The 25,849-nt window shown below is 71.2% G+C and carries 24 protein-coding genes; 12 read left to right on the top strand and 12 right to left on the bottom strand.

Annotated features, from left to right (window positions below; genetic code table 11):
- Positions 1-14: 14 nt before the first annotated feature.
- Positions 15-659 carry a TetR/AcrR family transcriptional regulator C-terminal domain-containing protein gene (locus QSK34_RS31285; RefSeq protein WP_285589398.1) on the bottom strand — a complete coding sequence of 215 codons (645 nt, stop codon included), beginning with the start codon at positions 657-659 and terminating at the stop codon, positions 15-17.
- Positions 660-742: 83 nt separating this feature from the next.
- On the opposite strand from QSK34_RS31285, the gene QSK34_RS31280 reads away from it, so the two are divergent.
- From QSK34_RS31280 to QSK34_RS31265, 4 genes are all read left to right on the top strand, one after another.
- A complete protein-coding gene (locus tag QSK34_RS31280; RefSeq protein ID WP_285589396.1) occupies positions 743-1,699 on the top strand; it encodes an NAD(P)-dependent alcohol dehydrogenase in 957 nt (318 codons plus the stop codon).
- Positions 1,700-1,715: 16 nt separating this feature from the next.
- The gene (locus tag QSK34_RS31275) at positions 1,716-2,135 is read left to right on the top strand and encodes an SRPBCC family protein (protein ID WP_161481476.1); all 420 of its coding nucleotides are present in this window, start codon (positions 1,716-1,718) and stop codon (positions 2,133-2,135) included.
- Positions 2,122-2,661: a TetR/AcrR family transcriptional regulator gene (locus QSK34_RS31270; RefSeq protein WP_285589395.1), complete on the top strand. Its 540-nt coding sequence runs from the start codon at positions 2,122-2,124 to the stop codon at positions 2,659-2,661. The genes QSK34_RS31275 and QSK34_RS31270 overlap by 14 nt, the downstream gene beginning before the upstream one ends.
- 71 nt (positions 2,662-2,732) lie before the next feature.
- The gene (locus QSK34_RS31265) at positions 2,733-3,725 is read left to right on the top strand and encodes an ADP-ribosylglycohydrolase family protein (RefSeq protein WP_285589393.1); all 993 of its coding nucleotides are present in this window, start codon (positions 2,733-2,735) and stop codon (positions 3,723-3,725) included.
- Position 3,726: 1 nt separating this feature from the next.
- Here the strand turns inward: QSK34_RS31265 and QSK34_RS31260 are convergent, their stop codons facing one another.
- Positions 3,727-4,380: a DUF4328 domain-containing protein gene (locus QSK34_RS31260; protein ID WP_285589391.1), complete on the bottom strand. Its 654-nt coding sequence runs from the start codon at positions 4,378-4,380 to the stop codon at positions 3,727-3,729.
- A gap of 133 nt (positions 4,381-4,513) precedes the next feature.
- A complete protein-coding gene (locus tag QSK34_RS31255) occupies positions 4,514-7,489 on the bottom strand; it encodes a DEAD/DEAH box helicase (protein ID WP_285589389.1) in 2,976 nt (991 codons plus the stop codon).
- A gap of 61 nt (positions 7,490-7,550) precedes the next feature.
- On the opposite strand from QSK34_RS31255, the gene QSK34_RS31250 reads away from it, so the two are divergent.
- Both QSK34_RS31250 and QSK34_RS31245 read left to right on the top strand, forming a co-directional pair.
- Positions 7,551-9,635, top strand: coding sequence for a DEAD/DEAH box helicase (locus QSK34_RS31250; RefSeq protein ID WP_285589384.1), 2,085 nt, complete (start codon positions 7,551-7,553; stop codon positions 9,633-9,635).
- 49 nt (positions 9,636-9,684) lie between these two features.
- Entirely contained in the window at positions 9,685-10,836 is a 1,152-nt protein-coding gene (locus tag QSK34_RS31245) for an MFS transporter (RefSeq protein ID WP_285589382.1), read from the top strand.
- Here the strand turns inward: QSK34_RS31245 and QSK34_RS31240 are convergent.
- The 4 genes from QSK34_RS31240 to QSK34_RS31225 all read right to left on the bottom strand — a co-directional run bounded on the left by QSK34_RS31240 (position 10,797) and on the right by QSK34_RS31225 (position 15,084).
- Complete coding sequence (locus tag QSK34_RS31240) at positions 10,797-11,651, bottom strand: carbohydrate ABC transporter permease (protein ID WP_062438616.1); 855 nt, start codon at positions 11,649-11,651, stop codon at positions 10,797-10,799. The two genes, QSK34_RS31245 and QSK34_RS31240, sit on opposite strands and share 40 nt — an antisense overlap.
- Complete coding sequence (locus QSK34_RS31235) at positions 11,651-12,676, bottom strand: carbohydrate ABC transporter permease (protein ID WP_285589375.1); 1,026 nt, start codon at positions 12,674-12,676, stop codon at positions 11,651-11,653. The genes QSK34_RS31240 and QSK34_RS31235 overlap by 1 nt, the downstream gene beginning before the upstream one ends.
- A 74-nt stretch (positions 12,677-12,750) precedes the next feature.
- A complete protein-coding gene (locus tag QSK34_RS31230; protein WP_285589372.1) occupies positions 12,751-14,016 on the bottom strand; it encodes a sugar ABC transporter substrate-binding protein in 1,266 nt (421 codons plus the stop codon).
- Between the two features lie 39 nt (positions 14,017-14,055).
- Positions 14,056-15,084, bottom strand: a complete 1,029-nt coding sequence (locus tag QSK34_RS31225; protein ID WP_285589369.1) for a LacI family DNA-binding transcriptional regulator — start codon at positions 15,082-15,084, stop codon at positions 14,056-14,058.
- 134 nt (positions 15,085-15,218) lie between these two features.
- On the opposite strand from QSK34_RS31225, the gene QSK34_RS31220 reads away from it, so the two are divergent.
- Positions 15,219-17,273, top strand: coding sequence for an amylo-alpha-1,6-glucosidase (locus tag QSK34_RS31220; RefSeq protein ID WP_285589367.1), 2,055 nt, complete (start codon positions 15,219-15,221; stop codon positions 17,271-17,273).
- A 54-nt stretch (positions 17,274-17,327) separates the two neighbouring features.
- A complete protein-coding gene (locus tag QSK34_RS31215; protein WP_161481464.1) occupies positions 17,328-17,861 on the top strand; it encodes a hypothetical protein in 534 nt (177 codons plus the stop codon).
- On the opposite strand, the gene QSK34_RS31210 is transcribed toward QSK34_RS31215, so the two are convergent.
- Positions 17,858-18,667 (bottom strand): PIG-L family deacetylase, encoded by an 810-nt coding sequence (locus tag QSK34_RS31210; protein ID WP_285589364.1) that lies wholly within the window; start codon positions 18,665-18,667, stop codon positions 17,858-17,860. The two genes, QSK34_RS31215 and QSK34_RS31210, sit on opposite strands and share 4 nt — an antisense overlap.
- A gap of 156 nt (positions 18,668-18,823) precedes the next feature.
- Between QSK34_RS31210 and QSK34_RS31205 the strand changes: the two genes are divergently transcribed.
- A complete protein-coding gene (locus QSK34_RS31205; RefSeq protein WP_285589362.1) occupies positions 18,824-19,585 on the top strand; it encodes a hypothetical protein in 762 nt (253 codons plus the stop codon).
- Between the two features lie 96 nt (positions 19,586-19,681).
- Here QSK34_RS31205 and QSK34_RS31200 read toward each other — a convergent pair whose 3' ends face one another.
- From QSK34_RS31200 to QSK34_RS31190, 3 genes are all read right to left on the bottom strand, one after another.
- Positions 19,682-21,328: a monocarboxylic acid transporter gene (locus QSK34_RS31200; RefSeq protein WP_285589361.1), complete on the bottom strand. Its 1,647-nt coding sequence runs from the start codon at positions 21,326-21,328 to the stop codon at positions 19,682-19,684.
- Positions 21,325-21,702, bottom strand: coding sequence for a DUF485 domain-containing protein (locus tag QSK34_RS31195; protein ID WP_063765536.1), 378 nt, complete (start codon positions 21,700-21,702; stop codon positions 21,325-21,327). The genes QSK34_RS31200 and QSK34_RS31195 overlap by 4 nt, the downstream gene beginning before the upstream one ends.
- Before the next feature lie 83 nt (positions 21,703-21,785).
- Positions 21,786-23,015 carry an amidohydrolase family protein gene (locus QSK34_RS31190; protein ID WP_285589359.1) on the bottom strand — a complete coding sequence of 410 codons (1,230 nt, stop codon included), beginning with the start codon at positions 23,013-23,015 and terminating at the stop codon, positions 21,786-21,788.
- A gap of 91 nt (positions 23,016-23,106) precedes the next feature.
- Here QSK34_RS31190 and QSK34_RS31185 point away from each other — a divergent pair, with 91 nt between their 5' ends.
- Genes QSK34_RS31185 through QSK34_RS31175 form a run of 3 tightly spaced genes read left to right on the top strand, consistent with a single transcriptional unit; the run spans position 23,107 to position 24,982 of the window.
- Entirely contained in the window at positions 23,107-23,427 is a 321-nt protein-coding gene (locus QSK34_RS31185; RefSeq protein ID WP_161481458.1) for a YciI family protein, read from the top strand.
- The gene (locus QSK34_RS31180; RefSeq protein ID WP_161481457.1) at positions 23,427-23,753 is read left to right on the top strand and encodes a YciI family protein; all 327 of its coding nucleotides are present in this window, start codon (positions 23,427-23,429) and stop codon (positions 23,751-23,753) included. The genes QSK34_RS31185 and QSK34_RS31180 overlap by 1 nt, the downstream gene beginning before the upstream one ends.
- A gap of 5 nt (positions 23,754-23,758) precedes the next feature.
- Positions 23,759-24,982: an RNA polymerase sigma factor gene (locus QSK34_RS31175; RefSeq protein WP_285589354.1), complete on the top strand. Its 1,224-nt coding sequence runs from the start codon at positions 23,759-23,761 to the stop codon at positions 24,980-24,982.
- On the opposite strand, the gene QSK34_RS31170 is transcribed toward QSK34_RS31175, so the two are convergent.
- Positions 24,979-25,842 (bottom strand): NAD(+)/NADH kinase, encoded by an 864-nt coding sequence (locus tag QSK34_RS31170; protein ID WP_285589352.1) that lies wholly within the window; start codon positions 25,840-25,842, stop codon positions 24,979-24,981. The genes QSK34_RS31175 and QSK34_RS31170 overlap by 4 nt on opposite strands.
- Positions 25,843-25,849 lie beyond the last annotated feature (7 nt).

The raw sequence follows: 25,849 nt of genomic DNA, 5'->3' as shown, positions 1-25,849 counted from the left end.
GCACAAACCGTACTTCATCCGGCCTGTCGCAGGCGTTCGAACCCGTCGAGCAGGAGGTCGAGCGCGAACTCGAACTCGAACTGGTCGTCGCAGCCCGACCCGACGACCGTCTTCTCGTCGTGGGCCACCCGCAACGCCATCTCCGCCAGCCACGGATACGTCGCGGCCATGGCGTGCGCCGCCTTCTCCTGGGCGTCGGGGTCGGCCGGGCTGTCGTCGAACAACTCCTGGCTGAAGCCCAGGACCCGGCTGCCCAGGGCGTGGATCACGTGGTGGACGAGGTCGACGCCGAACCCGCCCGCCCGGAACAGGCCGATGATCGAGTCCATGTACGCCAGCACCGCCGGCGTCGGAGCACGCCGCGCCTCGATGGCGCCCGCCGCCCAGGGGTGCCGCAGCAACGTCTGACGCGCAGCCAGGATGCGGCCCCTGATCGCCGGTTTCCAGTCGCCCTCGACCGGGGCGAGGTCGATCTCCGAGACGACCGCGTCGATGATGCCGTCGAGCAGCTCGTCCTTGTTGGCGACGTGCTTGTAGAGCGCCATCGGCACCACGCCGAGCTCGGTGGCGAGCCGGCGCATGCTCAGCCCGTCGAGCCCGGCCTCGTCGGCCAGGGCCACGGCGGCCTCCAGAACACGTTCCCGGCTGAGTCGAGCCAATGTGTCGTCGCCTCCTTGACGGGTGTACAGCGTACACCTATGGTCGAGGTGTACGCCGTACACCCACTGAGAGGGGAACCTCCGTGAAGGCGATTGTGCAGGACCGTTACGGCCCGCCCGACATCCTGGAGTGCAGAGACGTCCCGGTGCCCACCCCCGCACCGGGGGAGGTGCTGGTCAAGGTCATGGCCGCCTCCCTCAACGCCCGCGACTGGCACGTGCTGCGCGGCGACCCCTACCTGGCCCGGCTCAGCTTCGGGCTGCGTGCCCCCAAGCAGCCGGTCCTGGGCACCGACTTCGCCGGGGTCGTCGTGTCGGGCGACGGCTTCGAGCCGGGCGAGGAGGTCTACGGCGAGTTCGGCGGCGCGTTCGCCGAGTACGTCGCGGTCCCGGCGCGCCTCGTCGACCGCAAGCCGGCGAGCCTCAACTTCGAGCAGGCCGCCGCGATGCCGCTCGCCGCCACCACCGCGCTGCAGGGCCTCGCGGGCGTGGAGAAGGGGCGGTCGGTGCTGGTCAACGGGGCCTCGGGCGGGGTCGGCACGTTCGCCGTGCAGATCGCCAAGGCCCGTGGCGCGCGGGTCACCGCGGTGTGCAGCACTCGGAACGTGGGCCTGGTCGCGAGCCTGGGCGCCGACCGCGTCGTCGACTACCGGAAGGAGGACTTCGCCGCGACCGGCGACCGGCACGACGTGGTCTTCGACCTGGTCGGCAACCGGTCGCTGCGCGACCTGCGCAGGGCCCTCGTACCGGGCGGGACGCTGGTCGTCTCGGGCGGCGGGGTCTTCAGCGGCGGCAGCCTCTTCGGGCCGCTCGGACTGATCATCCGGGCCCGGCTGGCCGCCCGGTTCGTCAAGGACCGGATCGTGGTTCTGGAAGCGGCGCCGAGCCGGGCCGCCCTGGCCGCCCTGCGCGAACTCGCCGACGCCGGCCTCGTGGTCCCGGCCGTCGACCGCACCTATGAACTGGCCGACACCGCCGAGGCCATCCGCTACATGGAGACCGAGCACGCGCGGGCCAACGTGGTGCTCACCGTGCCGTGACTGTACCATTTGGTACATGCGCTACGAATCCACTGTCGTCATCGACGCGCCGCCCTCCCGCGTGTGGGAGGTCTTCAGCGACGTCGCCCGCTGGCCCGAATGGACCCCCACCGTCGACACGCTCGACCTGCTCGACCCGGGCCCGCTCCGCGTGGGCAGCAGGGCCCGGATCCGGCAGCCCCGCCTGCCGGTGGCGGTCTGGCGGGTGACCGAGGTCGTCGACGGCCGCCGGTTCACCTGGGTCAGCGGAGGGCCGGGGCTGCGCACCGCCGGAGTCCACGAGGTCGAGGCGGCACCCGGCGGCACCCGAGCCCGCCTGGTGATCGAGCAGACCGGCCCGCTCGCCCCGCTGGTGAACCTGCTGGCCGGTAAGCTGACCCGCCGTTACCTGGACCAGGAAGGGCAGGGGCTGAAGGCCAGAAGTGAACGCCCGTGACAGACTGCTGGCCGCGGCGGTCGACTACTTCGCCGCCCACGGCGTCGGCGACGCCAGCCTGCGCACCATCGCGACCGGCCTCGGCACCAGCCACCGCATGCTCATCTACCACTTCGGCTCCCGCGAGGGCCTGCTGTCCGAGGTGGTGCGCGAGGTCGAGACCCGCCAGCGCGACGCCCTGGCCGGGGTCGGCTGGGACGTCTACTGGGACCGCCTGGTCGACCAGGCGCTCATCTACGGCCCGCTGTTCTTCGAACTGTCCGCCCACGCCATGCAGGGCCGCCCCCACACCGAGGGCCTGCGCGCCGACCTGATCGACGGCTGGCTGCCCCCGCTGGTGGACCTGTGTGTGGCGGCCGGGGTGCCGGAGGACCGGGCTCCCGCCTACGCCCGCCTCAGTCTCGCGGCCACGCGCGGCCTGCTGTTCGACCTGATCCTGTCGGGCGACCGGGCCGGGGTCGACGCCGCCCTGGCCGTGCTGGCCTCGATGTTCGAGGAAGGATTCCCTCATGGTCACCGCCCCTGACGGAGTGACCATGCGTACGACCGCCGCGGTCGCGGCGTATCTTCTCCAGGACCCCGACTGATGGAGATCGCATGAAGCCCGAGCGGGTCAGAGCTTGTCTCATCGGCGGCGCCATCGGCGACGCGCTGGGCGCCCCCGTCGAGTTCGACTCCCTCGGCCGCATCCGGGCCCACTACGGCCCCGGTGGCATCACCGACCTGACCGACGGCCTGGTCACCGACGACACCCAGATGACCCTCTTCACCGTCGAGGGTCTCATCCGCGGCTCCGTCCGCGACCGGGAACGCGGTCACGCTCACGTCCCCTCGGTCGTCCGGCACGCCTACCTGCGCTGGCTCGACACCCAGGACCACCCCGCCCCGCCCGACCCGGGTGACCTGCTCCACCGCACCGGCTGGTTACGCGAGCAGACCTGGCTCTACGCCCGCCGCGCCCCCGGCAACGCGTGCCTGTCGGGCCTGCGCGGCCAGGTCAACGCCGATTCCAAGGGCTGCGGCACGGTCATGCGCTCGGCCCCCTTCGGGCTCGGCCCGTGGCCGGTCGGCCAAGCCTACGCGTGGGCGGCCGAATGCTCGCGGCTCACCCACGGCCACCCCACGGCCGCCGCCTCCGCGGGCGCGCTGGCGGCCATCGTCCACCACCTCGTGAACGACACCACGCTGGAGAACGCCGTCGCGGCCACGCTCCCGCTCGTCGACGACACCGCCACGGCCGACGCCCTGCGGGCCGCCGTCGACCTCGCCCACACCGGACCGCCGTCGCCGGAGAAGGTCGAGTCGCTGGGCGAGGCGTGGGTGGCCGAGGAGGCGCTGGCCATCGGCGTCTACTGCGCCCTCGTCAGCGGGTCGTTCACCGAAGGCGTCGTCCTGGCCGTCAACCACTCGGGCGACAGCGACTCCACCGGCTCCGTCTGCGGCAACCTGCTCGGCGCCGAGGGCGTGCGCATCCCGGCCGCGTGGATCGACCGGGTGGAGGGCCGCGACACGATCGAGCGGCTCGCCGACGACTTCGTGAGCGAGATGACCGCGGGCGGCGCGCCCCGCGACCGCTACCCCGGCCACTGACCTAGTTGAGGTACGGCGCCACGGGCCGGGGGAGCGTCTGCAACGAGGTGATCCGGTTGACCACCACGATGGCGAGGACCCCGGACACCAGGATCAGCGGGAAGACCAGCATCTCCACCAGCGCGGCGTTCCGCAGGTCGGGCAGCTCCGAGCCGCCGATCAGGAACCGGGCGACCAGGTTGGAGCCGAACACCGCCAGCACCCACGTCACCCACCAGGTCGTCACCAGCCCTCCGGGCTTGTGCTGCTGCGGGTGGGAGGCGGTCCAGATGTCGTCCACGATCTGCTTGGGGAACCAGAACGAGACGATCGGGACGATCCACCCGAAGACCAGCCAGAACCCGCCGAGCCGCTGTTTGACGTGCGGCGCCAGCGCCTGGGCGTTCGCGCGGACCCGGAACAGCCAGATCCAGTAGAAGATCCCGGCCAGCAGCAGGGTGCCGCCCTGGAGGATGCCGGTGAAGTCGTAGAGTTCGGCGCTCTCGGTCACCGCGGCCACGTCGAAGTCGAGCGGGCTCGCGATCACCTCGCCGATCTTCTGGTAGAGGTCGAGGCTGACGAAGACGGCGGCGGCCTCGACGAGCAGATTGAGGGCGATCGCGACCGTGGTCACGACGGCGAGCCCGCGGGCGGGGCGGACGGGAACGGGATGCATGCGGAATCCTTGGATGGGGAGAGAAAGAGCGCACAACGCTAACTTCTCCGCGGCCGAATCGAGGATTCCGTAAATGGTGTTCGCGGCTTAGTGGTTCATTTCCCGGTGTGAACGGAAACGAGAACGGGCCACTTCATCCGGCGGTGACCTTCGCGAAGTGGAAGACGTCCGGTGGCAGCGGATGCCGCAACTCCCACCGGAACCTGACGGGACGTTCGCCCTCGTCGGACAGGTAGGTCATCGGCCCGGCATAGAGATAGGGCGGCGCGCCCTGTTTCGTCTCCCGGATGAACAGATGCACCGTCGTCTCACCGGAACGATAACGGTCGGCCGTCGGGGTGTTCCGCCGGAGTCCCGACTGCGACTCCCATTGGAACAGGGTGTCGGTGATGGCACGGTCGGCGTACATCGTGGTCGGCGAATAATGCGTGGCGGATTTGTCGATGGTCACGAAGAAGACGTCGGCCCGCGCGTCGCGCACGAAGGCCACCCCCTCCCGCATGTGTTCCGGCCTGGCGACCCCGAAGGCGGCGAGAGCCTCGTTCTTCGTGTACGTCGCATGCACATGCAGCGGAACCGCGCCCTCGGCGGCGTGGGTGACCCGATGCCTGCGCTCGGCCAGCAGTGAGGTCAGCTCAAGGAGTTCCCCGGCCCGGTCGGGATGCTCGCGGAGGTCGGCGAGGCCGGTCGTCCGCAACATCGCCAGCAACCGCTGTTCCCGGACGCTCCGGGGCGGGCCGCCCCGTACGGCGTGGGCGATGAAGTCGAGCCGTTCGGCGTCGTCGACGTGCAGGACCCGCCCCAGGGCGTTCCCGATCCGCTTGTCCTCAGGCCCCGGCGGGAGCCCGCGCCCGGCGGCCCGGAGGAGGTCCGACCAGCCGAGACGGTTGCCCCGATAGAGGTCGTCCAGGTCGATCCCGGTCGCCTCCAGGAAACCGGCCAGGCGGGTGTCCTCAGGCAGTTGGCGCAGCTCGGAGACGATGGCCGGCCAGCGCATGCTGAGGGTGGTGCGCAGATTGGCCAGCACCAGCCGGGAGACCTCGCGGTCGAGGTCGATGTGGCACCCGGCGGGCAGGCTGGGGAACCGCGCCTCGACCTCGGCGACCACGTCGGTCCGCCGCACCCCGGTCAGCGCCCGGAACCGCCGGTCGAACCGGAACTCCCGGTGCTGGTTGCCGATGAAGTCGAGCACCGTCAGGCACGCCTTGCCCTCGGCCAGCCGCAGCCCTCGCCCGAGCTGCTGCAGGAACACCGTCGCGCTGTCGGTCGGCCGCAGGAACAGCACCGTGTCGATCGCCGGGATGTCGACGCCCTCGTTGAACAGGTCGACGGTGAACACGACGTTGACGGTCCGCTCGGCCAGCGCCCTGATCGCCGCGGCCCGGTCGGGCGTGCGCGAGGTGACGGCCACGGCCGGGATGCCCGCCTCGGTGAACCGGGCGGCCATGAACTCGGCGTGCGCGATGCTCACGCAGAACCCGAGCGCCCGCATCCCGCGCGGGTCGCCCACCTTGTCGCGCAGCGCCCGCAGCACCAGCCGCACCCGGGCGTCGTTGCCGGTGTAGACCTCGCTCAACGACGCCAGGTCATAACCCTGCCCCCGCCGCCACGGCAAGTCGGCCAGGTCGACGCCGTCGTGCACCCCGAAGTACTGGAACGGCGCGAGCAACTGCCGTTCGATCGCCTCCCACAACCGCAGCTCGGAGGCGATCCGCCCGCCGAACCAGTGCAGCACGTCCTGCCCGTCGGAGCGTTCCGGCGTCGCCGTCAGCCCGAGCAGCACCCGCGGCGTGATCCGGTCGAGCAGCCGCGTGTACGTCGTGGCGGCCGAGTGGTGGAACTCGTCGACGATCACCATGTCGGCGTCGAAGGGGTCGAGCCGGGCCAACGACTGGATGGAGGCGAACACGTGCCGCCACTCGGTGGGCCGCTGCCCGTCGACCAGCAGTTCACCGAACGACCCGTCCCGCATGACCTGCCGGAACACCTCCCGGCTCTGCCCGAGGATCTCCTTCGTGTGGGCCACGAACAACAACGAGTCGACCGTGCCCTCGGCCCGCAGCCGCCGGTAGTCGAGCGCCGACACGATCGTCTTGCCGGTCCCGGTCGCCATCACGACGAGGTTGCGCCACCGGTCGTGCAGCGCACGTTCGGCCGAAAGGTCGGCCAGCACCTCGGCCTGGTAGCCGTAGGGCCGGACGTCGATCGTGGTGAGGATCTCCCGGTCGGCGAACCGCTCCTGGCCGAGCGCCCGGTCGAGCAGGTCGTGGTCGCGGGCCGGGTCGTAGGTCTCGAACGACGGATCGGCCCAGTACTCCTCGAAGGTGGCCGCGAACGTGTCGAGCAGGTGCGCCTGCTCCATGGCCGACAACCGGACGTTCCACTCCAGCCCGTCGACCAGCGCCGACTTCGACAGGTTCGACGAGCCGACATAGGCCGTCGAGTAGCCCGACATCCGGCGGAACAACCACGCCTTGGCGTGCAGGCGGGTGGTCCTGGTCTCGTATGAGATCTTGACGGTCGCCCCCAGCTCCACCAGCCGATCGAGGGCCCGTCGTTCGGTCGCCCCCCGGTAGGTCGTGGTGATGACCCGTAACTCGCCACCCCGGCGTACGAACTCGGCCAGCTCGCGTTCCAGGATCCGCACCCCCGGCCACCGGATGAACGCGCACAGCAGGTCGATCCGGTCGGCGGAGCCGATCTCCTTGCGCAACTCGCTGCCCACGTTGGGCTGCCCGTGCCCGTTGACCAGCAGCGCGCTCGCGCCGAGCGGAGTGCTCGGCCGGATGGGGAACACCGCCTTCCCGTCAGGGGTCCGGGTCCGCGTCACCGCCAGCAGCAGATCGTCGACCGCCTGGTCGCCGGGGTCGCCGACGAGCGCGGCCAGCTCGTTCGCGATGGCGAGTTGCTCCGCGAGCCGTTCCTCGTCGGTGCCCCGCACGGCGCGCAGCCGCCGCCGGACCAGCGAGGCGAGATGGGCGGTCAGCACGTCGGCCGACTCGGCCGGATCGAGACGGCGCGACTGGGCCAAATCGCCGTGTTTCGTCAGCTGCCGCTGCCATCCTTCAGTGACGAGTTTCTCGTAGACGCCGGGCGCGAGTTCCGTCATGGCCGGCACCGTATCCAACCGAGCCGGCCTGTTCGGTAGCTTTCCGGGCAGAGGAGGGATCATGGGTGTACGCGAAGCCGACGACCTCTGCCGCGTCGCGGAGGCCCTGGTGCGCAATGCCCGCACCCTCCTCGCCGACCACGCCGCCGTCCAGGCCGGGGCCCTCGGCGCCCTCGACACCCTCCGCCGGCACACCGTCCGCGACGACCTGGAGCAGATGCCCGTCGCCCGCCTGAAAGACGTCACCGGCGGGCGCCTGCGCACCGGCATGCTCGAACGTTCCGGCATCACCACGGTCCTCCAGGTCCACGACCTGTCGGTCTACCGTCTCCAGCAGCTCCCGGGCGTCGGCGCGCAGACCGCCCGGCAGATCAAGGCCGCCGCCGACCAGATCGAGGAGGCCGCCCGGCAGCTGGCGAGCGTGCGGATCGAGCGTGGCGACTGGATGTCCGAGGCCCTCGTCGTCGCCCTGAAGCGGCTCCTCGACGCCGGGACCGAGTTGCCCTTTCACGTCAGGGCCGCCCGTGACGTCGACGCCGCCCTCACGCCCCTCCTGAGGGCCGCCCACCCCGCCCGTTCCCGGTGGCGGCTGGTCACCACCGGCAGGCGGCGCCGGGCCGAGGCCCACGAGGCCGTCGCGGCGATCGACGCGCTGCTCGACGACGCGACCCGGGCCGGCAGGGGGTTTCCGCAGGTCATCACCGATCTGCTCCGGCCGCCGTCGAGTGGTCACGAGGCGTGGGCCGACTTCGAGCACCGGTCGGCCGACTACTACGCCCTGCTCGCCGACCTCGCGGGGGAGCGGGTCACCGAGGGCGTGCTGCCCGACGACGTCCTGGCCCGGGTGAACGCGCAGCCGCTCGACGACACGTTCCGCCGGGTGTCGTTGCGTGGTTATCAGTCGTTCGGGGCGCGGTTCGCGCTCGCGCAGAAGCGGGTGATCATCGGGGACGAGATGGGGCTCGGCAAGTCCATCGAGGCGATCGCCGCGCTCGCCCATCTGGCGGCCGAAGGGGCGAGCCGGTTCCTGGTCGTCTGCCCGGCCAGTGTCGTCGTCAACTGGGTGCGCGAGATCGAGACGCGCAGCACGCTGAAGGCGCAGAAGATCCACGGGACGCGCCGGGAGGCCGCCCTCGACGAGTGGGAGAAGGAGGGCGGCGTCGCCGTCGTCACGCTCGACGGGCTGCACCGGCTGACGCCCACGCGCGACGTCGCGATGCTGGTCGTCGACGAGGCCCACTACGTCAAGAACCCGGCCACCAGACGGGCCGGGGCGGTGGCCGCCTGGTGCCGTGTCGTCGAGCGGGTGCTGTTCCTGACCGGCACCCCGATGGAGAACCGCGTCGAGGAGTTCCGCGCGCTGGTCGCCCACGTCGACCCGGGGCTGGAGATCAGCCGGGGCGGGCCGCAGGCGTTCCGCAAGTCGGTGGCCGCGACCTACCTGCGCCGGAACCAGGAGGACGTCCTGCACGAGCTGCCCGACCGGGTCGAGGCCGACGAGTGGGTCGAGTTCTCTGGTGACGACCTCGACGCCTACCGTCAGGCGGTCGCCGACCGGCACTTCCCGAGGATGCGCCGCGCCGCGTTCGCCCATCCGGCGACGTCGGCCAAGCTCAAGCGGCTCACCGAGCTCGTCGAGGACGCCGAGGCCAACGGGCTGAAGGTGATCGTGTTCTCCTATTTCCGCGATGTGCTCGACGCCGTCGAGCAGACCCTGGGCACCCCGCACAAGCTCACCGGCGACCTCGATCCCGACCGCCGCCAGGAACTCGTCGACGCGTTCTCGGCCGCCGACGGCCACGCCGTGCTGCTGAGCCAGATCGTGGCCGGCGGGGTGGGGCTGAACCTCCAGGCCGCCTCCGTGGTGATCATCTGTGAGCCGCAGCTCAAGCCGTCGACCGAGACCCAGGCCATCGCGCGCGCCCACCGCATGGGGCAGACCCGGAAGGTCCAGGTGCACCGGCTGCTCGCCGTCGACTCGGTCGACCAGCGGCTGCTGGAGATCCTCGCGGCGAAGACGCGGAGCTTCGATGAGTACGCCCGCCGCAGTGATCTGGCCGAGTCGAGCCCGGCCGCCGTCGACATCTCGGAACAGGCGCTCGCGCACCAGATCATCGAGGAGGAACAACGGCGGCTTTTGGGTTAATGTTCTTGAGCGCTCCCAACGCCACTCCTCTCAGATGGGGTCCCCTGGGATGCGTTCCTCGATTTATCTCTCCTACGCGGCGTTCGTCCTCGTCGGGATCGGCGCCGCGGTCGGCGGGGTGCTGTTACCCGCGCAGATCGACGACTACGGCGTCGACAAGGCCCTGATCGGGCTCGGTTTCTTCACCAACTCGGCCGGGTTCCTGCTGGCCGGGCTCACCAACGGCGCGCTGATCGAGCGGCTGGGGCTGCGGCTGGCGCTCGTCGCGGGCAGCGGCGTGTTCGTGCTCGCCGCCGTCGTCACGGCGGCGCGGCCGTCGTTCTGGGTGCTGATCGCCGCCCAGGGCTTCTGCGGGTACGGGGTGGGGGTGCTCGAATCGGTGCTGAACGTGCACCTGGCGGCGCTCCCCGACGCGGCCACCCTGCTCAACCGGCTGCACGCGTTCTTCGGCGTCGGCGCCCTGGCCGGCCCGGCCGTCGCGGCGCTGACCCTCGGCTACGCCCCCTGGACGGCCGTCTGGTGGGGGCTGGCCGTGGCGACCGCCCTCCTGGGGGTGGCCTTCTACCTGACGTTCCCGAAGAGGGCCGTACAGGAGAAGGAGGAGGAGAAGGAGCGCGGTCTGCTGCCGACCGCGCTGCGCAACAAGTACGTCCTGCTCGCGTCGGTGTTCCTCACGGTCTACTTGGGCGTGGAGATCGGGGTGGGCAACTGGGCCTACTCCTACCTGCGTGAGGTCAACCTGGAGACCCACCTGATCGCCGGTTACGCGGTCAGCGGCTACTGGGCCGGGCTCACCGCCGGCCGGTTCGTCATCAGCCCCGTCGCGAGCAGGCTCGGCCTGACCCCGGCGCGGGCGACGCTCTGGTGCTGCGTCGGCGTCGCCGCCTCGACCGTGCTGATCTGGCTCGGCGTCGTGCCGGTGGCCGGGTTCGTGCTGCTCGGGTTCTTCCTCGGCCCGCTGTTCCCGACCACGATGGCGATCCTGCCCGAGTTGCTGCCGGCCCGGCTGGTGCCGACCGCCATCGGGGTGCTGAACGGCGGGTCGGTCATCGGCGGCTCGCTGCTGCCGTGGACGGCCGGGGCGCTGGGTCAGGGCGTCGGCATGCAGGCGCTGATGCCCTTCGCCCTCACGCTCGCCCTGGTCCAGCTCGCCGTCTGGTACTACTTGTCGGCCCCCTCGTTGGCGCCGCGCACGAAGTAACGCTGGAACACCACGAAGATGATCGCGACCGGGATCGTCGCCAGCACCGCCGCGCCCAGCTTGAGCGGATACTGGTTGCCCGATCCCAGCGATCCGCTGACCAGCACCGCCAGGCCTCGCGGCAGCGTGTAGAGATCGGGGCTCTGCACCGCCACGAGGCTGTGGGGGAGCTCGTTCCAGGAGCTCTGGAACGAGATGATCGTCAGCGTGATGAGGGCCGGGCGGCCCATCGGCAGCACCACCGACCAGAACGTGCGCCACGTGCCGGCGCCGTCGATCCGGGCCGCCTCCTCCACGCTGCGGGGGATCGACTCGAAGAACTGCTTCATGATGAACACGCCGCCCGCGTCGGCGATGATCGGCAGGATCAGGGCCGTGTACGTGTCGTACATGCCGAACTGCTTGAGCACCAGGAACTTCGGGATGAACAACACGACGCCCGGCACCGCCAGGATGGCGATCACGGCCGAGAACAGCGCCTTGCGGCCCCTGAAGCGCAGCCGCGCGAGCGCGTAGCCGGCCATCGAGTCGAGCAGCACCCGGCCCAGCGTGATCGCGATCGTCACGATGAGCGAGTTGCCCAGCCACAGCGGCATGTCGGTGCTGAGGAACACCTTGTGGTAGGCGTCGGTGACGAACGGGTCGGGCACCGGGTTCAGCGGGTTGAGCGCCGCGTTCGGCTCGGTCTTGAACGACGCCGAGAGCTGGATGACGAACGGGTAGATGAAGACCAGCGCGAAGAAGATCAGGATGAAGTAGCCGACGAACGTCGACGCCACGGTCCGCGCCCCGTGGTCGGCCCTGACGGTGGCCATCAGGTGTTCCTTTCCCTCAGCAACCACCGCTGCACGATCGTGAACAGCACGATGATCGCGAACAGCACGAACGAGATGGCCGTCCCGGTGCCGTACTCGAAGTTGTCGAACGCCTGCGTGTACGACAGGTACGCCGGCGTCAGCGTCGTCTTGCCGGGGGCGCCCTGGCTCATGACGTACACCTGGTCGAAGACCTGCCAGGTGGCGATGATGCCCATGGTCAGGACCAGGAACAGGGTCGGCTTCAGCATCGGGAGCGTGACGTACCGCAGGCGCTTCCAGCGGCCCGCGCCGTCGAGCATCGAGGCCTCTTCGAGGGTGACCGGGATGTCCTGGAGTGCGGCCAGGAACATCAGCATGAACGTTCCCGAGGTCGTCCAGATGACCAGGAGCATGATCGTCGACATCGCCACCGACGGACCGGCCAGCCACTCCCACCAGCTCAGCCCGAACGGGCCGCCGCCGGTCAGCCACGCCGGCGGGTTGTCCACGTCGACCAGGCCGAGGCCGCCGAGGGCCAGGTGCAGGATGCCGCGCGCGTCCGCGAACCACTGCGGGCCCTGGATCCCGAAGAACGCCAGCAGGTTGTTCACCGCGCCCGAGCTGGCGAAGATGAACAGGAAGACCACGCTGATCGCGACCGAGCTGGTCACCGACGGGAAGAAGAACGCGGCCCGGAAGAAGCCCTTGCCCTTCAGCATCCGCGAGTTGACCACCAGCGCCAGGCCCAGCGCGAGCACCGTCTGCACCGGCACGACGATGCCGACGTAGTAGATGTTGTTGCGCACGCTGGTCATGAAGTCCTGCCGCGTCAGCCCCTCTTCGGTGAACAACCTCGCGTAGTTGTCGAAGCCGACGAACGGGACGCCCGACTTGAACGGGCTGCCCTGCCCGTTCCAGCCGGTGAGGCTGACCCACATCGCCATCAGGATCGGCAGCAGCATGAACAGGCCCAGGATCACGATCACCGGGGCGACGAACAACCAGCCCGCGATGTTCTCCCTGGCCTTCGCCGAGAGCCGCATGGGCGGTACCTCCTCTTGCGCGGGACGACCGCGCCCGGCACCCTCCCCGATGAGTGCCGGACGCGGAGACTTGCCTAGTTGCCGAGCGCGGCCTGGGTGTTCTTCTGCACCCGCTCGAGCAGCGTCTTGGGCGCGATGGAGGTGAGCTGCTGGATGCCCGTGTCGAAGTCGGCCAGCACGCTGTCCATCTTGGGGGCGTTCACCGGGCCGTGGGCGTACTCGGCGCCGTTCACGAACGGGGCGTCGTTCGGGAACTCGGCGGTGTAGGCGTCCTTGGCCGACTGGCGCGAGGGCATGACGCCGAACGCCTTGGCGTAGGTCATCTGCTGCTCGGCGGTGGTCATCGCCTCGACGAAGCTGATGGCCGCCTCCTTGTTCTTGGACTTGGCGGCGATGCCCCAGCAGGTGGTGAACGACAGGGTGCCCTTGCCCGCCGGCCCGGCCGGGAGCTCGTGGACGCTGTACTTCACGTCGGGGTAGTCGTTGGTCAGCGCGCCCTTGATCCAGTTGCCCTCGATCGTCATGGCCGCGCTGCCCTTGCCGAACGCCTCGCCGCCCCAGCCCGCGCTGAGCTGCTTGGGGTATTGGGCGGTCTTGTCCTTGACCAGCTTCTGGACGTACGTCAGGGCCTCCAGGTTCTCGGGGGAGTCGGCCGTGGCGGTCTTGCCGTCGGCGCTGGTGATCCAGCCGCCCGCCTGCACCATGAACGCGCCCACCCGGTCACGCGTGTCGCCCAGCGCCAGCGGGGTGATGTCCTTGGCCTTCAGCTTCTCGCCGACCGCGGTGAGCTGGTCCCACGTGGTGGGGATGTCGGCGTCGGTCAGCCCGGCCTTGCTCCACAGGTCGGTGTTCACGATGAGCGCCAGGGTGGAGAAGTCCTTGGGCGCGCAGTAGAACTTGCCGTCGAAGGTGAAGGTGGTGCGCAGGCTCTCGTAGAAGTCGGTCGGGTTGGAGATCCGGTCGCCGTACGGCTCCAGCGCGCCGACGCTGGCGTAGTCGGCGAAGCGGCCGGCGTCCACGTAGAACACGTCGGGCGGGGTGTCGCCCGCGAAGGCCTGGCCGAGCTGCTGGCCGAGGTCCTGCGCCGGGGTGACGGTCGCGGTGTTGCCGGTGGCCGCGCCCCACGCGGCGGCGGCGTCGGTCACCGCCTTGGTCTCGGCGTCGCCCGAGGAGCCGATGAGAACCTGCAGCTGGGCGGGGCCGGCCGAGGCCTGGCTCGGCTGCGCGGCCGGGTCGTCGGTCTCCTCGAAACCACTGCCGCCGCCGCATGCGGCGGAGGACAACAGGACGGCGCCGACGGCCGCCGACAGGGCCGCCTTCCGGACGTTGCTGCGCTTCATCGCGTTTCCTTTGTTTCTCTTCTTCGGGGTGGTGACCGGTCAGCCCGACGCGCGGACGACCAGGGAGGGCGGAAGCAGGAGGTACTCCGGAGGCGCCCCCGCGCCTCCGTCGAGCCGGGTGGCCAGCAGCCGCAGGCAGCTCGACGCCACCTCCGCGATCGGCTGGCGGACGCTCGTGAGACCGATCGCCTTGGCGACCGGGGTGTCGTCGAAGCCGACGACGGCGACGGGACGGTGGGAATGGCCGCCCGCGAGCCAGGCGGGGCCGGGGGCGCGCGCGACGTGCAGGGCGCCGAGCGCGAGCGAGTCGCTGGCGCAGACCAGGGCGGTGATCCCGGGGTCGCGGTCGAGCAGGTCGCGGGCGGCGTGTTCGCCGGGGGCGACGTCGTCCTCGGTCTCGCGGTGCAGGCCGGTGACGCCGAGGCCGACCTCGGCCAGCGCCCGCCGCCAGCCCTCCCGCCGGTCGTCGCCGACGCCGGAGCCCTCGGGCCAGCCGAGGAAGCCGATCCGGCGGTGGCCCTGGGCGAGCAGGTGGCGGGTGGCGGCCTCGGTGCCGGCGGCGCCGTCGACGTCGACCCAGCAGTGCGGGGCGGCCGGGTCGCTCCAGGCCCGGCCGAAGGTGACGAACGGCACCCCGCGCTCGGCCAGCCAGCTCGTGCGCCGGTCGCCGTGGTGGGTGGCCATCAGCACGAACGCGTCGGGCTCGTACGCGCCGAGCAGGTCGTCGAAGGCGGCGGTCTCGGCGTCGTCGCCGTCGGCGGTGTAGAGCAGCACCCGGTAGCCCTCACGGGCGGCCGTCTCGGTGAGGCCGTGCAGGAAGCGGTCGCCGACCGAGCCGTTGATGCCGTCCTGCTCGGGGTCGATGCGGGCGGCGATCAGCCGCGACCGGCCGGTCCGCATCTGGCGGGCCGCCTGGTTGACCCGGTAGCCGAGCTCCTCGACGACGTCGAGGACCCGGCGGCGGGTCTCCGCACGGACCACCTCTGGGGTGTTCAGCGTGTTGGAGACCGTCTGGCGAGATACGCCCGCGGCGCGCGCCACGTCGGCGATCGTCACCTTTTCGGCCATCTGTGTACCTTTCGGGGGGTTGAACGATCAAACCGAAGTAATGCATGATTTGATCGTTCAAGTTAGGGAATTGTTTCGCAATCTGCACCCCTGCTCTTGATCTGTCAAGACACAACTTCGTGAAGGACCACCGCGTGCCTGCCGACTCCCCCTCCGCCACCGACGTCCGGTTGCAGCCGCTCCTGCACGACCTGGTCAGCACTGTCATGGCACCCACGAGCGCGCTCAGCGGGGCCGACGGGCAGATACGGGCGGCCGGGGTGCAGGGGACCTTCCACGCCGACCGGCGGGTGGTCTCGGAGGCGGTCCTGCTGATCGACGGCCGGGAGGCCGAACCCATCGCGCACGCCGCCGCCGGTCCCGGCCGCAGCCGGTTCACCTCGCTGGCGCGCTGGCTCGGCGACGTGCAGCCCGACCCCGTGGTGCGCGTCGACCGGCTGCGTGAGATCCGCGCGTACGGCATGGCCGAGGAGATCACCATCACCTCGACCGCGACCATGCCCGTGGCCATGACCGTGGCGATGCGGGTCGACTGCGACCTGGCGGCCATCGAGACCGTCAAGTCGGGCTACGACGCCGAACCGGTGACCCCGGTCGGCGGCGAGCTGACCTGGACCTCCGGCGGCACCACCGTGGCGATGACGGGGGAGGGGGCCGAGGTGCGCGGGCGGGAGCTGCGCTGGGAGGTGGCCCTCGAACCCGGCGGGACCACGACGTTGTGCTGGCGCGTGATGGTGACCGACCCGGCCGCCGTCGTGGCGGCCCCTGCCGGTCCGGTCGAGTGGTCCCCGCTGAAGGTCGCGGCGGCCGACCGCCGGATCCCGGCACTTCTCGCGCAGAGCCTCGACGACCTCGCCGGCCTGCGCCTCACCGAGACCGGCCACCCCGCCGACACCTTCCTGGGCGCGGGCGTGCCGTGGTTCCTGACCGTGTTCGGCCGCGACAGCCTGTGGGCCGCCCGCATGCTGCTGCCGCTCGGCACCGACCTGGCGCGGGGCACCCTGCGGGTGCTCGCCCGCCGCCAGGGCGTCCGGCACGACCCGCTGACCGGCGAGGCCCCCGGCAAGATCATGCACGAGCTCCGCAGGGGCGAGTTCGTGGTGCCCGTGCACGGCCTCCGGCTCCCGGCCGCCTACTACGGCACGATCGACGCCACCCCGTTGTGGATCACGCTGCTGCACGACGCCTGGCGCTGGGGCCTGCCCGACGGGGAGGTCGAGGCGCTGCTCCCGGCCATGGAGGCGGCCCTGAGCTGGCTCGCCACCGACGCCGACCCCGACGGCGACGGCTTCCTGGAGTACATCGACACCAGCGGGCGCGGCCTGGCCAACCAGGGATGGAAGGACTCCGGCGACTCGGTCAGGTTCCACGACGGACGCCTGGCCGAACCGCCCATCGCCCTGGCCGAGGTCCAGGGCTACGCCTACGAGGCCGCCGTCAAGGGCGCCGCGCTCCTGGACGCCTTCGGCCGCCCCGGCGCCGACGTCTGGCGCGCGTACGCCGCCGCGATGGCCACCAGGTTCCGCGAGCGGTTCTGGGTCGAGGGCGGTTACCCCGCTCTCGCGCTCGACCGCGACAAGCGGCCGGTCGATGCGCTGACCAGCAACATCGGCCACCTGCTCGGGACCGGCATCCTCAACCACGAGGAGTCGGCCCGGGTAGCCTCCTTCCTCGCCTCACCCGAGATGTCGGCCGGGTTCGGCCTGCGCACCATGTCGTCGGCCGACAAGGGCTTCAGCCCGCTGTCCTACCACTGCGGCTCGGTCTGGCCCCACGACACCGCGATCGTCATCGCCGGCCTGGCCCGCGACGGCTTCGGCGCCGAGGCCGCCGTGCTCGCCGAGGGGCTGCTGGGCGCGGCCGAGCCGTTCGAGAACCGGCTGCCCGAACTGCTCTCCGGCGACGCCCGCGACGCGGTCGGCCGCCCGGTGCCCTACCCGGCCTCCTGCCGCCCGCAGGCCTGGTCGGCGGCGGCCGCCGTGGTGATCACCCACGCCGCGCTCGGCCTCTACCCCGACGTGCCCGGCGGCACGGTCGAGCTGCGCCCGATGACCGGCGCGCCCCTCGGCGCGCTCTCCGCTGACGGGTTCGTGGTCGCCGGTACTCCGGTGTCCGTATCGGTCGACGCCGCCGGGGCCGGCGAGATAGATCGGTTGCCCGGCCGATTCAAAGCGGTAACCGCGGGTTAACCGGCCGACCCGACACTGGGCTGTCCTGACCATCGACGCCCAGGAGCGTTCCACATGGCCGAGCCGGTGCAGCCGCCGCGCCCCGCGATGTTCTCCCTGACCGACACGCGGGACGCGGAGGAGGTCTCGGTACGCGGCCTGGTGTTCACCGGCCTCCTGCTCACGGCGCTGGTCACCACGTCGTGGATCCTGCTGACGGTGCCGACCACCCTCACCGAGCAGTGGATCGTCGGCGCGACGGTCACGCTGACCGGCATCGTGGCGTTCTTCGGCCTCTACACGTCGGTCCGGAAGATGCGGGTCGCCCTGGCGGGCGCGCTGTTCGTGGCGTGGCTGCTGCTGAACACCTACGCGTTCGTCATCGGCCCGCTCGACGACCGCAAGGAGTTCTGGGACACCCTGCGCCAGTTCATGACGGTCGCCGTCGCCTTCTACTTCGGCTCGGAGACGATCGTGCAGGCCACGAAGGTCTTCCAGGCCGGGAAGATCACCTCGGAGACCATCCGCCGGACCGGCGTGGCGCCCGATCCGGCGGGGGTGCGGGCGGCGCTCAACGTCGACGCCGAACGCGCCCGCCGCAAGGTCTAACGGAGCCCGCGGAACAGGTCGTCCTCGACGCCGTCGGCGGCCGGGACCGTCGACCTGACCAGGGTGTAGGCCTCACCGGAGAACATGCTCCGCTGGACGTCGGGCGGCAGGCCCAGGAAGAACGCGCTGTCGCCCTGGCTGCCGTGGGCGGTGATCGCCTTGATCTTGTGCTCGACGTAGGCCGAGGTGTCGAGGATCGCGCTGATCTTCTCGTCGGGGGTGGTCCAGCTCTCGTACTCGTCCCAGCCCTCGGTCTCCATGCCGGCGGCGACCATGCCGTCGTACATCTCCTTCATCCAGCTGCGCGGGGTCGCGGTGTAGTAGAACTTCGCCGGCACGCCGCTCAGCTCGACCGCCCGCGCCGCCACCCGGTGGGCCTGGATGTGGTCGGGATGGCCGTAGCCGCCGTTCTCGTCGTAGGTGACCACGACCTGCGGCCGGTAGGTCCGCATCAGTTCGGCCAGCCGCTCGGCCGCCTCGTCGACCGGGACGTTGGCGAACGCGCGCTCGTGGCGGTTGCCGTCCCAGCCGTCCATGCCCGAGTCGCGGTAGCCCAGCAGTTCCACGTCGGAGATGCCCAGATGGGCGGCCGACTCGCGCAACTCCGCCAGCCGGATCTTCGCCACCGCCTCGTCGTCGTGGCCCGGCTCACCCGGTTTGACCCCGTCGGGCCCGTCTCCCTGCTCCCCATTGGTGCACGTCACCAGCACCGTGCGCACGCCCTGGGCGGCGTAGTGGGCGAACGTGCCGCCGGTCCCCATGACCTCGTCGTCGGGATGGGCGTGCACGGCCATCAGTGTGAACATCTCATTACCTCCACGAATTGCTAGAACATCCCGCCCCCATGGGCGATTCCAGTTGCGTCACGGCCGTCGAGGGCCATGAACTTTCACCGTCATCGGCGAGTCCCACTCCCCGAGAGACGTTTTCAGCACGAACCGACCACCCCCGGGGGAAACCGAATGACCCGCCCGCTGATCGCCGCCGCCGTGACCGCCCTGGCCGCGAGCACACTCATGGCCACACCCGCCGCCGCCACCGCGAAGACATCCGCGAAGACATCCGCGAAGACACAGACCATCTACGGCTACGCCTGGGCGGACGGTTCCAACCACCTGCGCATCACTCCGGCCAAGGCCAGGCTCGTGACGCAGCACGGCGTGCGCCGCTACCAGCTGACCACCGTCGCGGGCGCGAAGGAGCGCCGGATCTTCACCGACGGCGTGCGCTTCCGCCGCATCACCACCGCGTGTGACCTCAAGGAGACCGAGGGCCGGATCAGGCAGGACAAGAAGGGCCTGGGCACCACCGACTGCGACGCCCTGGACCTCAAGTTCGTGCTCAGCCTCGGCCCCGCCCCGGTCAAGATCACCATCACGCCGTCGCTCACCACGGTCGCCGAGTTCCTCGCCGTCCCGACCAACCCGGTCACCGCCTACGGCACGATGAAGCGCGTCGACGACCGGACGGTGCTGTTCAAGCGCCCCGGCAAGGCCGCCGTGAAGCTGCGCTACACCCACCTCGGTTTCAACCGCGTGACGAAGAGCTGCTCCGACGGCTGGACCGCGAACGTGCCGAACGAGGACGCCGGCATCGGCACCAAGCCGTGCAGCGCGACGGCCTTCCGCAACGCCATCAGGCACGCGGGACCGGTCACGGTGAAGGCCTATTACCAGCCGGTCAGCGGTCACCTGTGGGAGGTCTGGGAGGCCCTGGGCGACTGACCCGCCACCGCGAACACCTCCGGCCCGAGCACGCGCACCTCGGGCCGGAGGCCGTGGCGGACGAACACCTCGTCCCGAAAGCGGCATGCGGTCACGCTAACGAGCGCCACCGACATTCTTCGTCGGCTGCCCGTGGGCGCCGGCGCCGGTGAGGGCGCGTACCGACAACTCCGAGTAGCGGCCCGGGTCGGACTTCTCCCTGCTCAGCAGGGTACCGGCGACCGCGCACAGGAACGCGAACGGGATCGACACCAGGCCGGGGTTCTCCAGCGGGAACACGTGGAAGTCGACCGGCGGGGGCAGCAGCGAACGCGGGCCGCCCGACACCACCGGTGACAGCGCCACCAGGGCGATCGAGCCCACCAGGCCGCCGTAGACGCCGCAGACCACCCCGGTCGAGTTGAAGCGCCGCCAGAACAACGACAACACGATGGCGGGCAGGTTCGCCGAGGCGGCCATCGCGAAGGCCAGCGCCACCAGGAACGCCACGTTCATGTCGCGCACCAGCACGGCCAGGAACACCGCGAACACGCCGATGACGAACGCCGAGAAGCGGGCCACCGCGACCTCCTGCGACTCCTTCGGCTTGCCGAACATCAGCACGTGCCCGAAGAAGTCGTGGGCCAGCGACGTCGACGACGCCAGCACCAGCCCCGACACCACGGCCAGGATGGTCGCGAACGCCACCGCGCCGATGAACGCGAGCAGGATCTCGCCGCCGACCGGGCCGGCGACCGACGCGCCGACCGCCTGCGCGAGTTGCAGCGCGGCGGTGTTGCCCGACGGGTCCTGCGCGGTGATGGCCTCCTGGCCGACCAGCGCGGTCGCCCCGAATCCGAGCGCGAGGGTCATCAGGTAGAAGGCGCCGACCAGGCCGATCGCCCAGTTCACCGACGTGCGGGCGGCGCGGGCGTCGGGCACGGTGAAGAACCGGCCGACGATGTGCGGGAGCCCGGCGGTGCCGAGCACCAGCGCGATCGCCAGGCTGGCGAAGTCGAGTTTGCCGACGATGCCGTCGGCGTCCTTGGCGTAGCGCTGGCCGGGGTTGAGGAACTGGCCGGGCCGGCCGCTGCGGGCGTCGGCCGCGCCCAGCATCTCGCTCAGGTTGAAGCCGAACCGGCTGAGCACCAGGACGGTCAGCGCGGTGGTGCCGGCCATCAGCAGCACGGCCTTGATGATCTGCACCCAGGTGGTGCCCTTCATGCCGCCGTAGCTGACGTAGAAGATCATCATCATGCCGACGACCAGGATCGTGATGACCTGCGCGGCCTCCGGCGAGATGCCCATGAACGTCTCGCCGGGATGGATGCCGAGCAGCAGCGACACCAGCGCGCCCGCGCCGACCATCTGCGCGACCAGGTAGAACACCGAGACGGTCACCGTCGAGACGGCGGCGGCGGTGCGCACCGCCGGCCGTCTGCCCACCCGGTAGGAGAGCACGTCGGCCATGGTGAACCGGCCCGCGTTGCGCATCAGCTCGACCAGCAGCAGCGTCAGCAGCCACGCCACCAGGAAGCCGATCGAGTAGAGGAACCCGTCGTAGCCCGACAACGCGATGAGGCCGGCGATGCCGAGGAACGACGCCGCCGACATGTAGTCGCCCGCGAGGGCCAAGCCGTTCTGCGCGCCCGAGAACGCCCGGCCGCCGGCGTAGAAGTCGTCGGTGCCCCTGGTGTTGACGCGGGCCCAGATCGTCACCCCGAGGGTGATCACGATGAAGACGGCGAACAGCCCGATGGTCATCGGCGGGTCCAGTTCTCGATGCGGTGACGCTCGGCCAGGATGCGGCGTTCCCGTTCGCGTTCGGCCTGGCGCTGGCCGGCCTCGTCGCGCAGCTCGGCCGACAGCGGGTCGAGCTTGCGCCGGGCGTACCGGGTGTAGCGCCAGGCCAGCACGAACGTCGAGACGAACTGCAGCACCCCGAGCAGCAGCGCGACGTTGACGTTGCCGATCGCGGGCAGGGCCATGAAGTCGCGGGCGAACGCCGACAGGGCGATGTAGAGGAAATACCAGCCCAGGAACGCTCCAACGATCGTCAGCGCCAGTCGCCGGAACCGTGCTTTGAGCAGGCGGAACCGCTCGTCGGTCGCCAGCCCGGCCAGGTCGTCCGCCTGCACGGGGCCTCCATCAGGGGAAAGGTCTCTTGCGGTGACCGTCCGTACACGCGTCACTCCGCACCGAGACCTCACCATAAAGGGGGTTACGCCGATTTTCCGGGGAACGCGGGAAAGTGGGTCGCGGACTTCGTCGAGGCGACCACCCGGCCGCCCACGACGACGTGCCGGGGCGGGTTGTGGCGGGTCAGCGCCTCCCTGATCGTCGTGCCGTCGAGGACGACGAAGTCGGCCGCCGCGCCCTCCTTCAGGCCCTCCGATTCGCGGCCGATCACCTGGGCGGCGGTGGTGGTGATCATGTCGTACAGGTCGTCGAGGCGGCTCGGGCCCAGGACGTGCGCGGCCAGGAAGGCGACCTCCAGCAGGTTGTGGCGGCCGAAGGGGTAGTAGGCGTCCTCGATGTCGTCCTGGCCCAGCGCGACCGGCACCCCGGCGTCGGTCAGCGGGAGGACGGGCAGGTGCAGCGGGCCGGTGTGCGGGTCGCTGACCAGGCCGAGGCCCGCCTTGGTGATCAGTGCGGTCAGCCGGCGCAGGTAGGGCTCGGGGTAGAGGGCCATCGCGCGGGCGTGCTGGGCGCTCGCCCGGCCGGTCATGTCCTGGGCGAGGAGTTCGGCGGCGAGGGTCTCGGTGGTGCGCAGGCCGGGGTCGCCCGCGTCGTCCACGAGCATCGCGACCCTCTTCCCGGTGCGTCGCGCCAGCGCCACCATGCGCCGCACGTGCTCGGCGGCGTCGGCGTCGGTGAGCTCGATCCACGGGATGCCGCCGACCACGTCGGCGCCCAGGTCGACCGCCCGCTCGACGAGCTCCTCGGTGCCGGGGGCCTTCAGCAGGCCGTCCTGGGGGAAGGCGACGACCCGGACGTCCACGAACTCCCGGAACTCCTCCTTCAGCGCGAGCAGCGCCCGCACCCCGGTCAGCCCGGCCACCGGGTCGACGTCGGCGAACGCCTGCACCGCCCGCACCCCGTGGCGGACCGACTCGATCAGGACCGAGCGGGCGCGCTCGGTGACGGCCTCCTCGGTCTGGTGGGTCTTCACGGCCGAGGCGCCGTCGATGGCGTCCATGGCCGCGCCCATGGTGCCCTTCGTGTACGCCGCCAGCGGCCCCTCGCCCGCCAGGTCGAGCGTGTGGACCTTGCAGAGGTGGAGGTGGGCGTCGACGAAGGGCTCGGTGACCAAGTTGCCCTCGGCGTCGAGCGAGGGGGTGGCGGGGGTCGTGCCGGAGTCGGGGCGGATCGAGGTGACGCGGCCCCGCTCGGCGGTCAGCGACCACCGGCCGGAGCGGCCGCGAAGGGCGGCGTTGTGCACGGTGAGCATGCGGAATATTTTCTTGGCTCCGGTGTCCATCTGAAGGGGGCCCGTTCGTCGTCATCCCGTCAGACCACAAGAACCGAGGAGCGTTGGCTCGATGAAATACATGCTCTTGATCTACAGCGGCGGCGCGGCGGGCGACTTCGAGGCCTGGATGGACTACGACAAGTCGGTCAAGGAGGCCGGCGTCTACGTCTCCGGCGAGTCCCTCACCGACGTCGCCCAGGCCACCACCGTCCGCGTCGACGGCGCCGAGCGGGTCGTGACCGACGGCCCGTTCGCCGAGACCCGGGAGGTGCTCGGCGGCTACTACGTGCTCGACGTCCCCGACAAGGAGGCCGCCCTGGACTGGGCGGCCCGCTGCCCCGGCTCGTGGGAGGGCGGCGCGATCGTGCTGCGGGAATGCGAGGTGTACTGATGAAGTACCTGCTGCTGATCCACGGCGCGAGCGACGCCTGCACGCTCCAGGAGTGGGCCGACTACGACAAGTCGCTGCGCGACGCCGGCATCCACGTCGACGGCAACCCCCTGGGGGAGCCGTCGTTGTCGACCACCGTCCACATCACCGACGGCGGCGAGAAGGTCGTCACCGACGGCCCCTACGCCGAGGCCCGTGAGGTGCTCGGCGGCTACTACATCATCGACGTGCCCGACCTCGACGCCGCCACCGACTGGGCGGCCCGCTGCCCCGGCGCCCGCTACGGCGGCTCGATGGTGGTGCGGCCGATCATCGAGTACACCTGACGTCCATGACCGGCGACGTCAACGCGTCGGTCGAGGCGATCTTCCGTGAGGAGCGCGGCCGGCTGCTGGCCGCGCTCGTCCGGCGGTTCGGCGACCTCGACCTGGCCGAAGAGGTGACCTCCGAGGCGATCGAGGCGGCCCTGCTCCACTGGCCCGCCGACGGTGTCCCGGCCAGCCCGGGGGCCTGGCTGATGACCACCGCCCGCCGCCGCGCCGTCGACCGGCTCCGCCGCGACAAGACCTACGCCGCCCGGCTGGCCCTGCTCCAGGTCGAGGCCGACCGGAGCGGGCCGCCGGTCTTCGAGGGGGCGCTGCCCGACGAGCGGCTGCGCCTGTTCTTCACCTGCGCCCACCCCGCCCTCCCTGAGGCCGACCGGGGCGCGCTCACGCTGCGCTACCTGGCCGGGCTGACGACGGCCGAGGTGGCGCGGGCCTATCTGGTGCCGGTGGAGACCATGGCCAAACGCCTGGTCAGGGCCAAGAAGAAGATCAGCCTGGCGCGCATCCCGTTCCGCGTGCCGGAACCCCACGAGCTGCCCTCGCGGCTGCCCGGCGTGCTCCAGGCGATCTACTCGATCTTCACCGAGGGCTACGCCGCCAGCGCCGGCCCCGACCTCGTCCGCCACGACCTGGCCGAGGAGGCGCTGCGCCTGGCCCGCATCCTGCACCGCCTGCTGCCGGGCGAACGCGAGGTCACCGGCCTGCTGGCGCTGCTGCTGCTCACCCACGCCCGCCGCGCCGCCCGCACCGGCCCCGACGGCGGGCTGGTCCTCCTCGAAGACCAGGACCGCTCCCTGTACGACCGCGCCATGATCGAGGAAGGCGAGCCCCTGGTCGTCACCGCCCTGACCGGCGGCCCGCCCGGCCCCTACGGCGTGCAGGCCGCCATCGCCGCGCTGCACGACGAGGAGCCTGCCGACTGGCCCCAGATCGTCGGCCTGTACGACGTCCTCCGGTCGCTGACCCCCTCGCCGGTGGTCGACCTGAACCGCGCGGTCGCCGTGGCCATGCGCGACGGCCCGGAAGCGGGCCTGGCCCTGCTCGACGCCCTGGCCGGGGAGCCCCGGCTGCGCGGCCTGCACGTCTATCCGGCCGCCCGGGGCGAGCTGCTGCGCCGGCTGGGCCGTCCGGCCGAGGCGGCGGAGGCGTTCCGCGCGGCCCTGGAGCTGGTCGGCAGCGAGCCGGAACGCCGCCACCTGCTGGCCCGCCTCGACGACGTGACCGGCTAGTCGACCTCGGCGCTCCCGTTGACGCGCAGCTTGCGCCGGGCCCGCTCGTAGAAGGACGTCGACCCCAGCCGCACCACCCGCGCCGCCGCCCGGACCGCCGTGACGGTGATCCGGTGCCCCGGGGACAGGTGCCCGGCGATCGTCCCGTCGACCTCGACCGCGATGTGCCCGCTGGTCGGCAGCACCTCCAGCGTCACCTCCTCGTCGGCCGACAACACCAGCGCCCGGTTGAACGTCGAGTGGGCCGCCGCCGGCACCACGAGGAAGCCCTCGACGTTGGGCGAGACGATCGGCCCCCCGGCCGAGAAGCTGTAGGCCGTCGACCCCGTCGAGGTCGCCACGATCACCGCGTCGGCCGCCAGCCGGACGAACGGATGCCCCGCCACCGACACCGCCACGGCCGCCATCCCGTCGCCGGGGTGGCGGACCAGCGCGATGTCGTTGAACGCCAGCACCTCGCCGTCGTCGGGCAGCAGCGTCCGGACGGCCATCCGCGCCTCGACGAAGTGCTCATGGGCGTCGATGGCCGTCAGCGCCGGCGGCAGCTCCTCGACGTCGATCTCGGCGAGGAAGCCCAGCTTGCCCAGGTTGACCCCGAGGACCGGCGTCGGCAGCCCCGCGATCAGCCGCATCGCCCGCAACATGGTCCCGTCGCCGCCGAGGCTGACCATCAGGTCGGACCGCGCGGCCAGCTCGGCGGGCCCGACGGGCAGGGCGGTGCAGTCGATCCGCCCGACCTCCTCGGGCAGCCCGACCACCGTCACACCCCGTCCGCGAGCCCACTCGATGATCGTGTCGATGGCCTCTTTGGAGTCGCGGCGCGGATGCAGGACCAGCCCGACCGTGTTCACCATGCCCATCCGCCCA

Origin of the sequence: Herbidospora sp. NBRC 101105, assembly GCF_030269205.1 — a bacterium.
Lineage (GTDB): Bacteria > Actinomycetota > Actinomycetes > Streptosporangiales > Streptosporangiaceae > Herbidospora > Herbidospora solisilvae.
This window is presented reverse-complemented; position numbering and strand designations above follow the sequence as displayed.

Bases quoted from the DNA above. Each gene is read 5' to 3' on its own strand.
- QSK34_RS31275 (WP_161481476.1), top strand. From the start codon at position 1,716: ATGCGCTACGAATCCACTGTCGTCATCGACGCGCCGCCCTCCCGCGTG.
- QSK34_RS31265 (WP_285589393.1), top strand. From the start codon at position 2,733: ATGAAGCCCGAGCGGGTCAGAGCTTGTCTCATCGGCGGCGCCATCGGC.
- QSK34_RS31260 (WP_285589391.1), bottom strand. From the start codon at position 4,380: ATGCATCCCGTTCCCGTCCGCCCCGCCCGCGGGCTCGCCGTCGTGACC.
- QSK34_RS31255 (WP_285589389.1), bottom strand. From the start codon at position 7,489: ATGACGGAACTCGCGCCCGGCGTCTACGAGAAACTCGTCACTGAAGGA.
- QSK34_RS31250 (WP_285589384.1), top strand. From the start codon at position 7,551: ATGGGTGTACGCGAAGCCGACGACCTCTGCCGCGTCGCGGAGGCCCTG.
- QSK34_RS31245 (WP_285589382.1), top strand. From the start codon at position 9,685: ATGCGTTCCTCGATTTATCTCTCCTACGCGGCGTTCGTCCTCGTCGGG.
- QSK34_RS31240 (WP_062438616.1), bottom strand. From the start codon at position 11,651: ATGGCCACCGTCAGGGCCGACCACGGGGCGCGGACCGTGGCGTCGACG.
- QSK34_RS31235 (WP_285589375.1), bottom strand. From the start codon at position 12,676: ATGCGGCTCTCGGCGAAGGCCAGGGAGAACATCGCGGGCTGGTTGTTC.
- QSK34_RS31230 (WP_285589372.1), bottom strand. From the start codon at position 14,016: ATGAAGCGCAGCAACGTCCGGAAGGCGGCCCTGTCGGCGGCCGTCGGC.
- QSK34_RS31225 (WP_285589369.1), bottom strand. From the start codon at position 15,084: ATGGCCGAAAAGGTGACGATCGCCGACGTGGCGCGCGCCGCGGGCGTA.
- QSK34_RS31215 (WP_161481464.1), top strand. From the start codon at position 17,328: ATGGCCGAGCCGGTGCAGCCGCCGCGCCCCGCGATGTTCTCCCTGACC.
- QSK34_RS31210 (WP_285589364.1), bottom strand. From the start codon at position 18,667: ATGTTCACACTGATGGCCGTGCACGCCCATCCCGACGACGAGGTCATG.
- QSK34_RS31205 (WP_285589362.1), top strand. From the start codon at position 18,824: ATGACCCGCCCGCTGATCGCCGCCGCCGTGACCGCCCTGGCCGCGAGC.
- QSK34_RS31200 (WP_285589361.1), bottom strand. From the start codon at position 21,328: ATGACCATCGGGCTGTTCGCCGTCTTCATCGTGATCACCCTCGGGGTG.
- QSK34_RS31190 (WP_285589359.1), bottom strand. From the start codon at position 23,015: ATGCTCACCGTGCACAACGCCGCCCTTCGCGGCCGCTCCGGCCGGTGG.
- QSK34_RS31185 (WP_161481458.1), top strand. From the start codon at position 23,107: ATGAAATACATGCTCTTGATCTACAGCGGCGGCGCGGCGGGCGACTTC.
- QSK34_RS31180 (WP_161481457.1), top strand. From the start codon at position 23,427: ATGAAGTACCTGCTGCTGATCCACGGCGCGAGCGACGCCTGCACGCTC.
- QSK34_RS31175 (WP_285589354.1), top strand. From the start codon at position 23,759: ATGACCGGCGACGTCAACGCGTCGGTCGAGGCGATCTTCCGTGAGGAG.
- QSK34_RS31170 (WP_285589352.1), bottom strand. From the start codon at position 25,842: ATGGGCATGGTGAACACGGTCGGGCTGGTCCTGCATCCGCGCCGCGAC.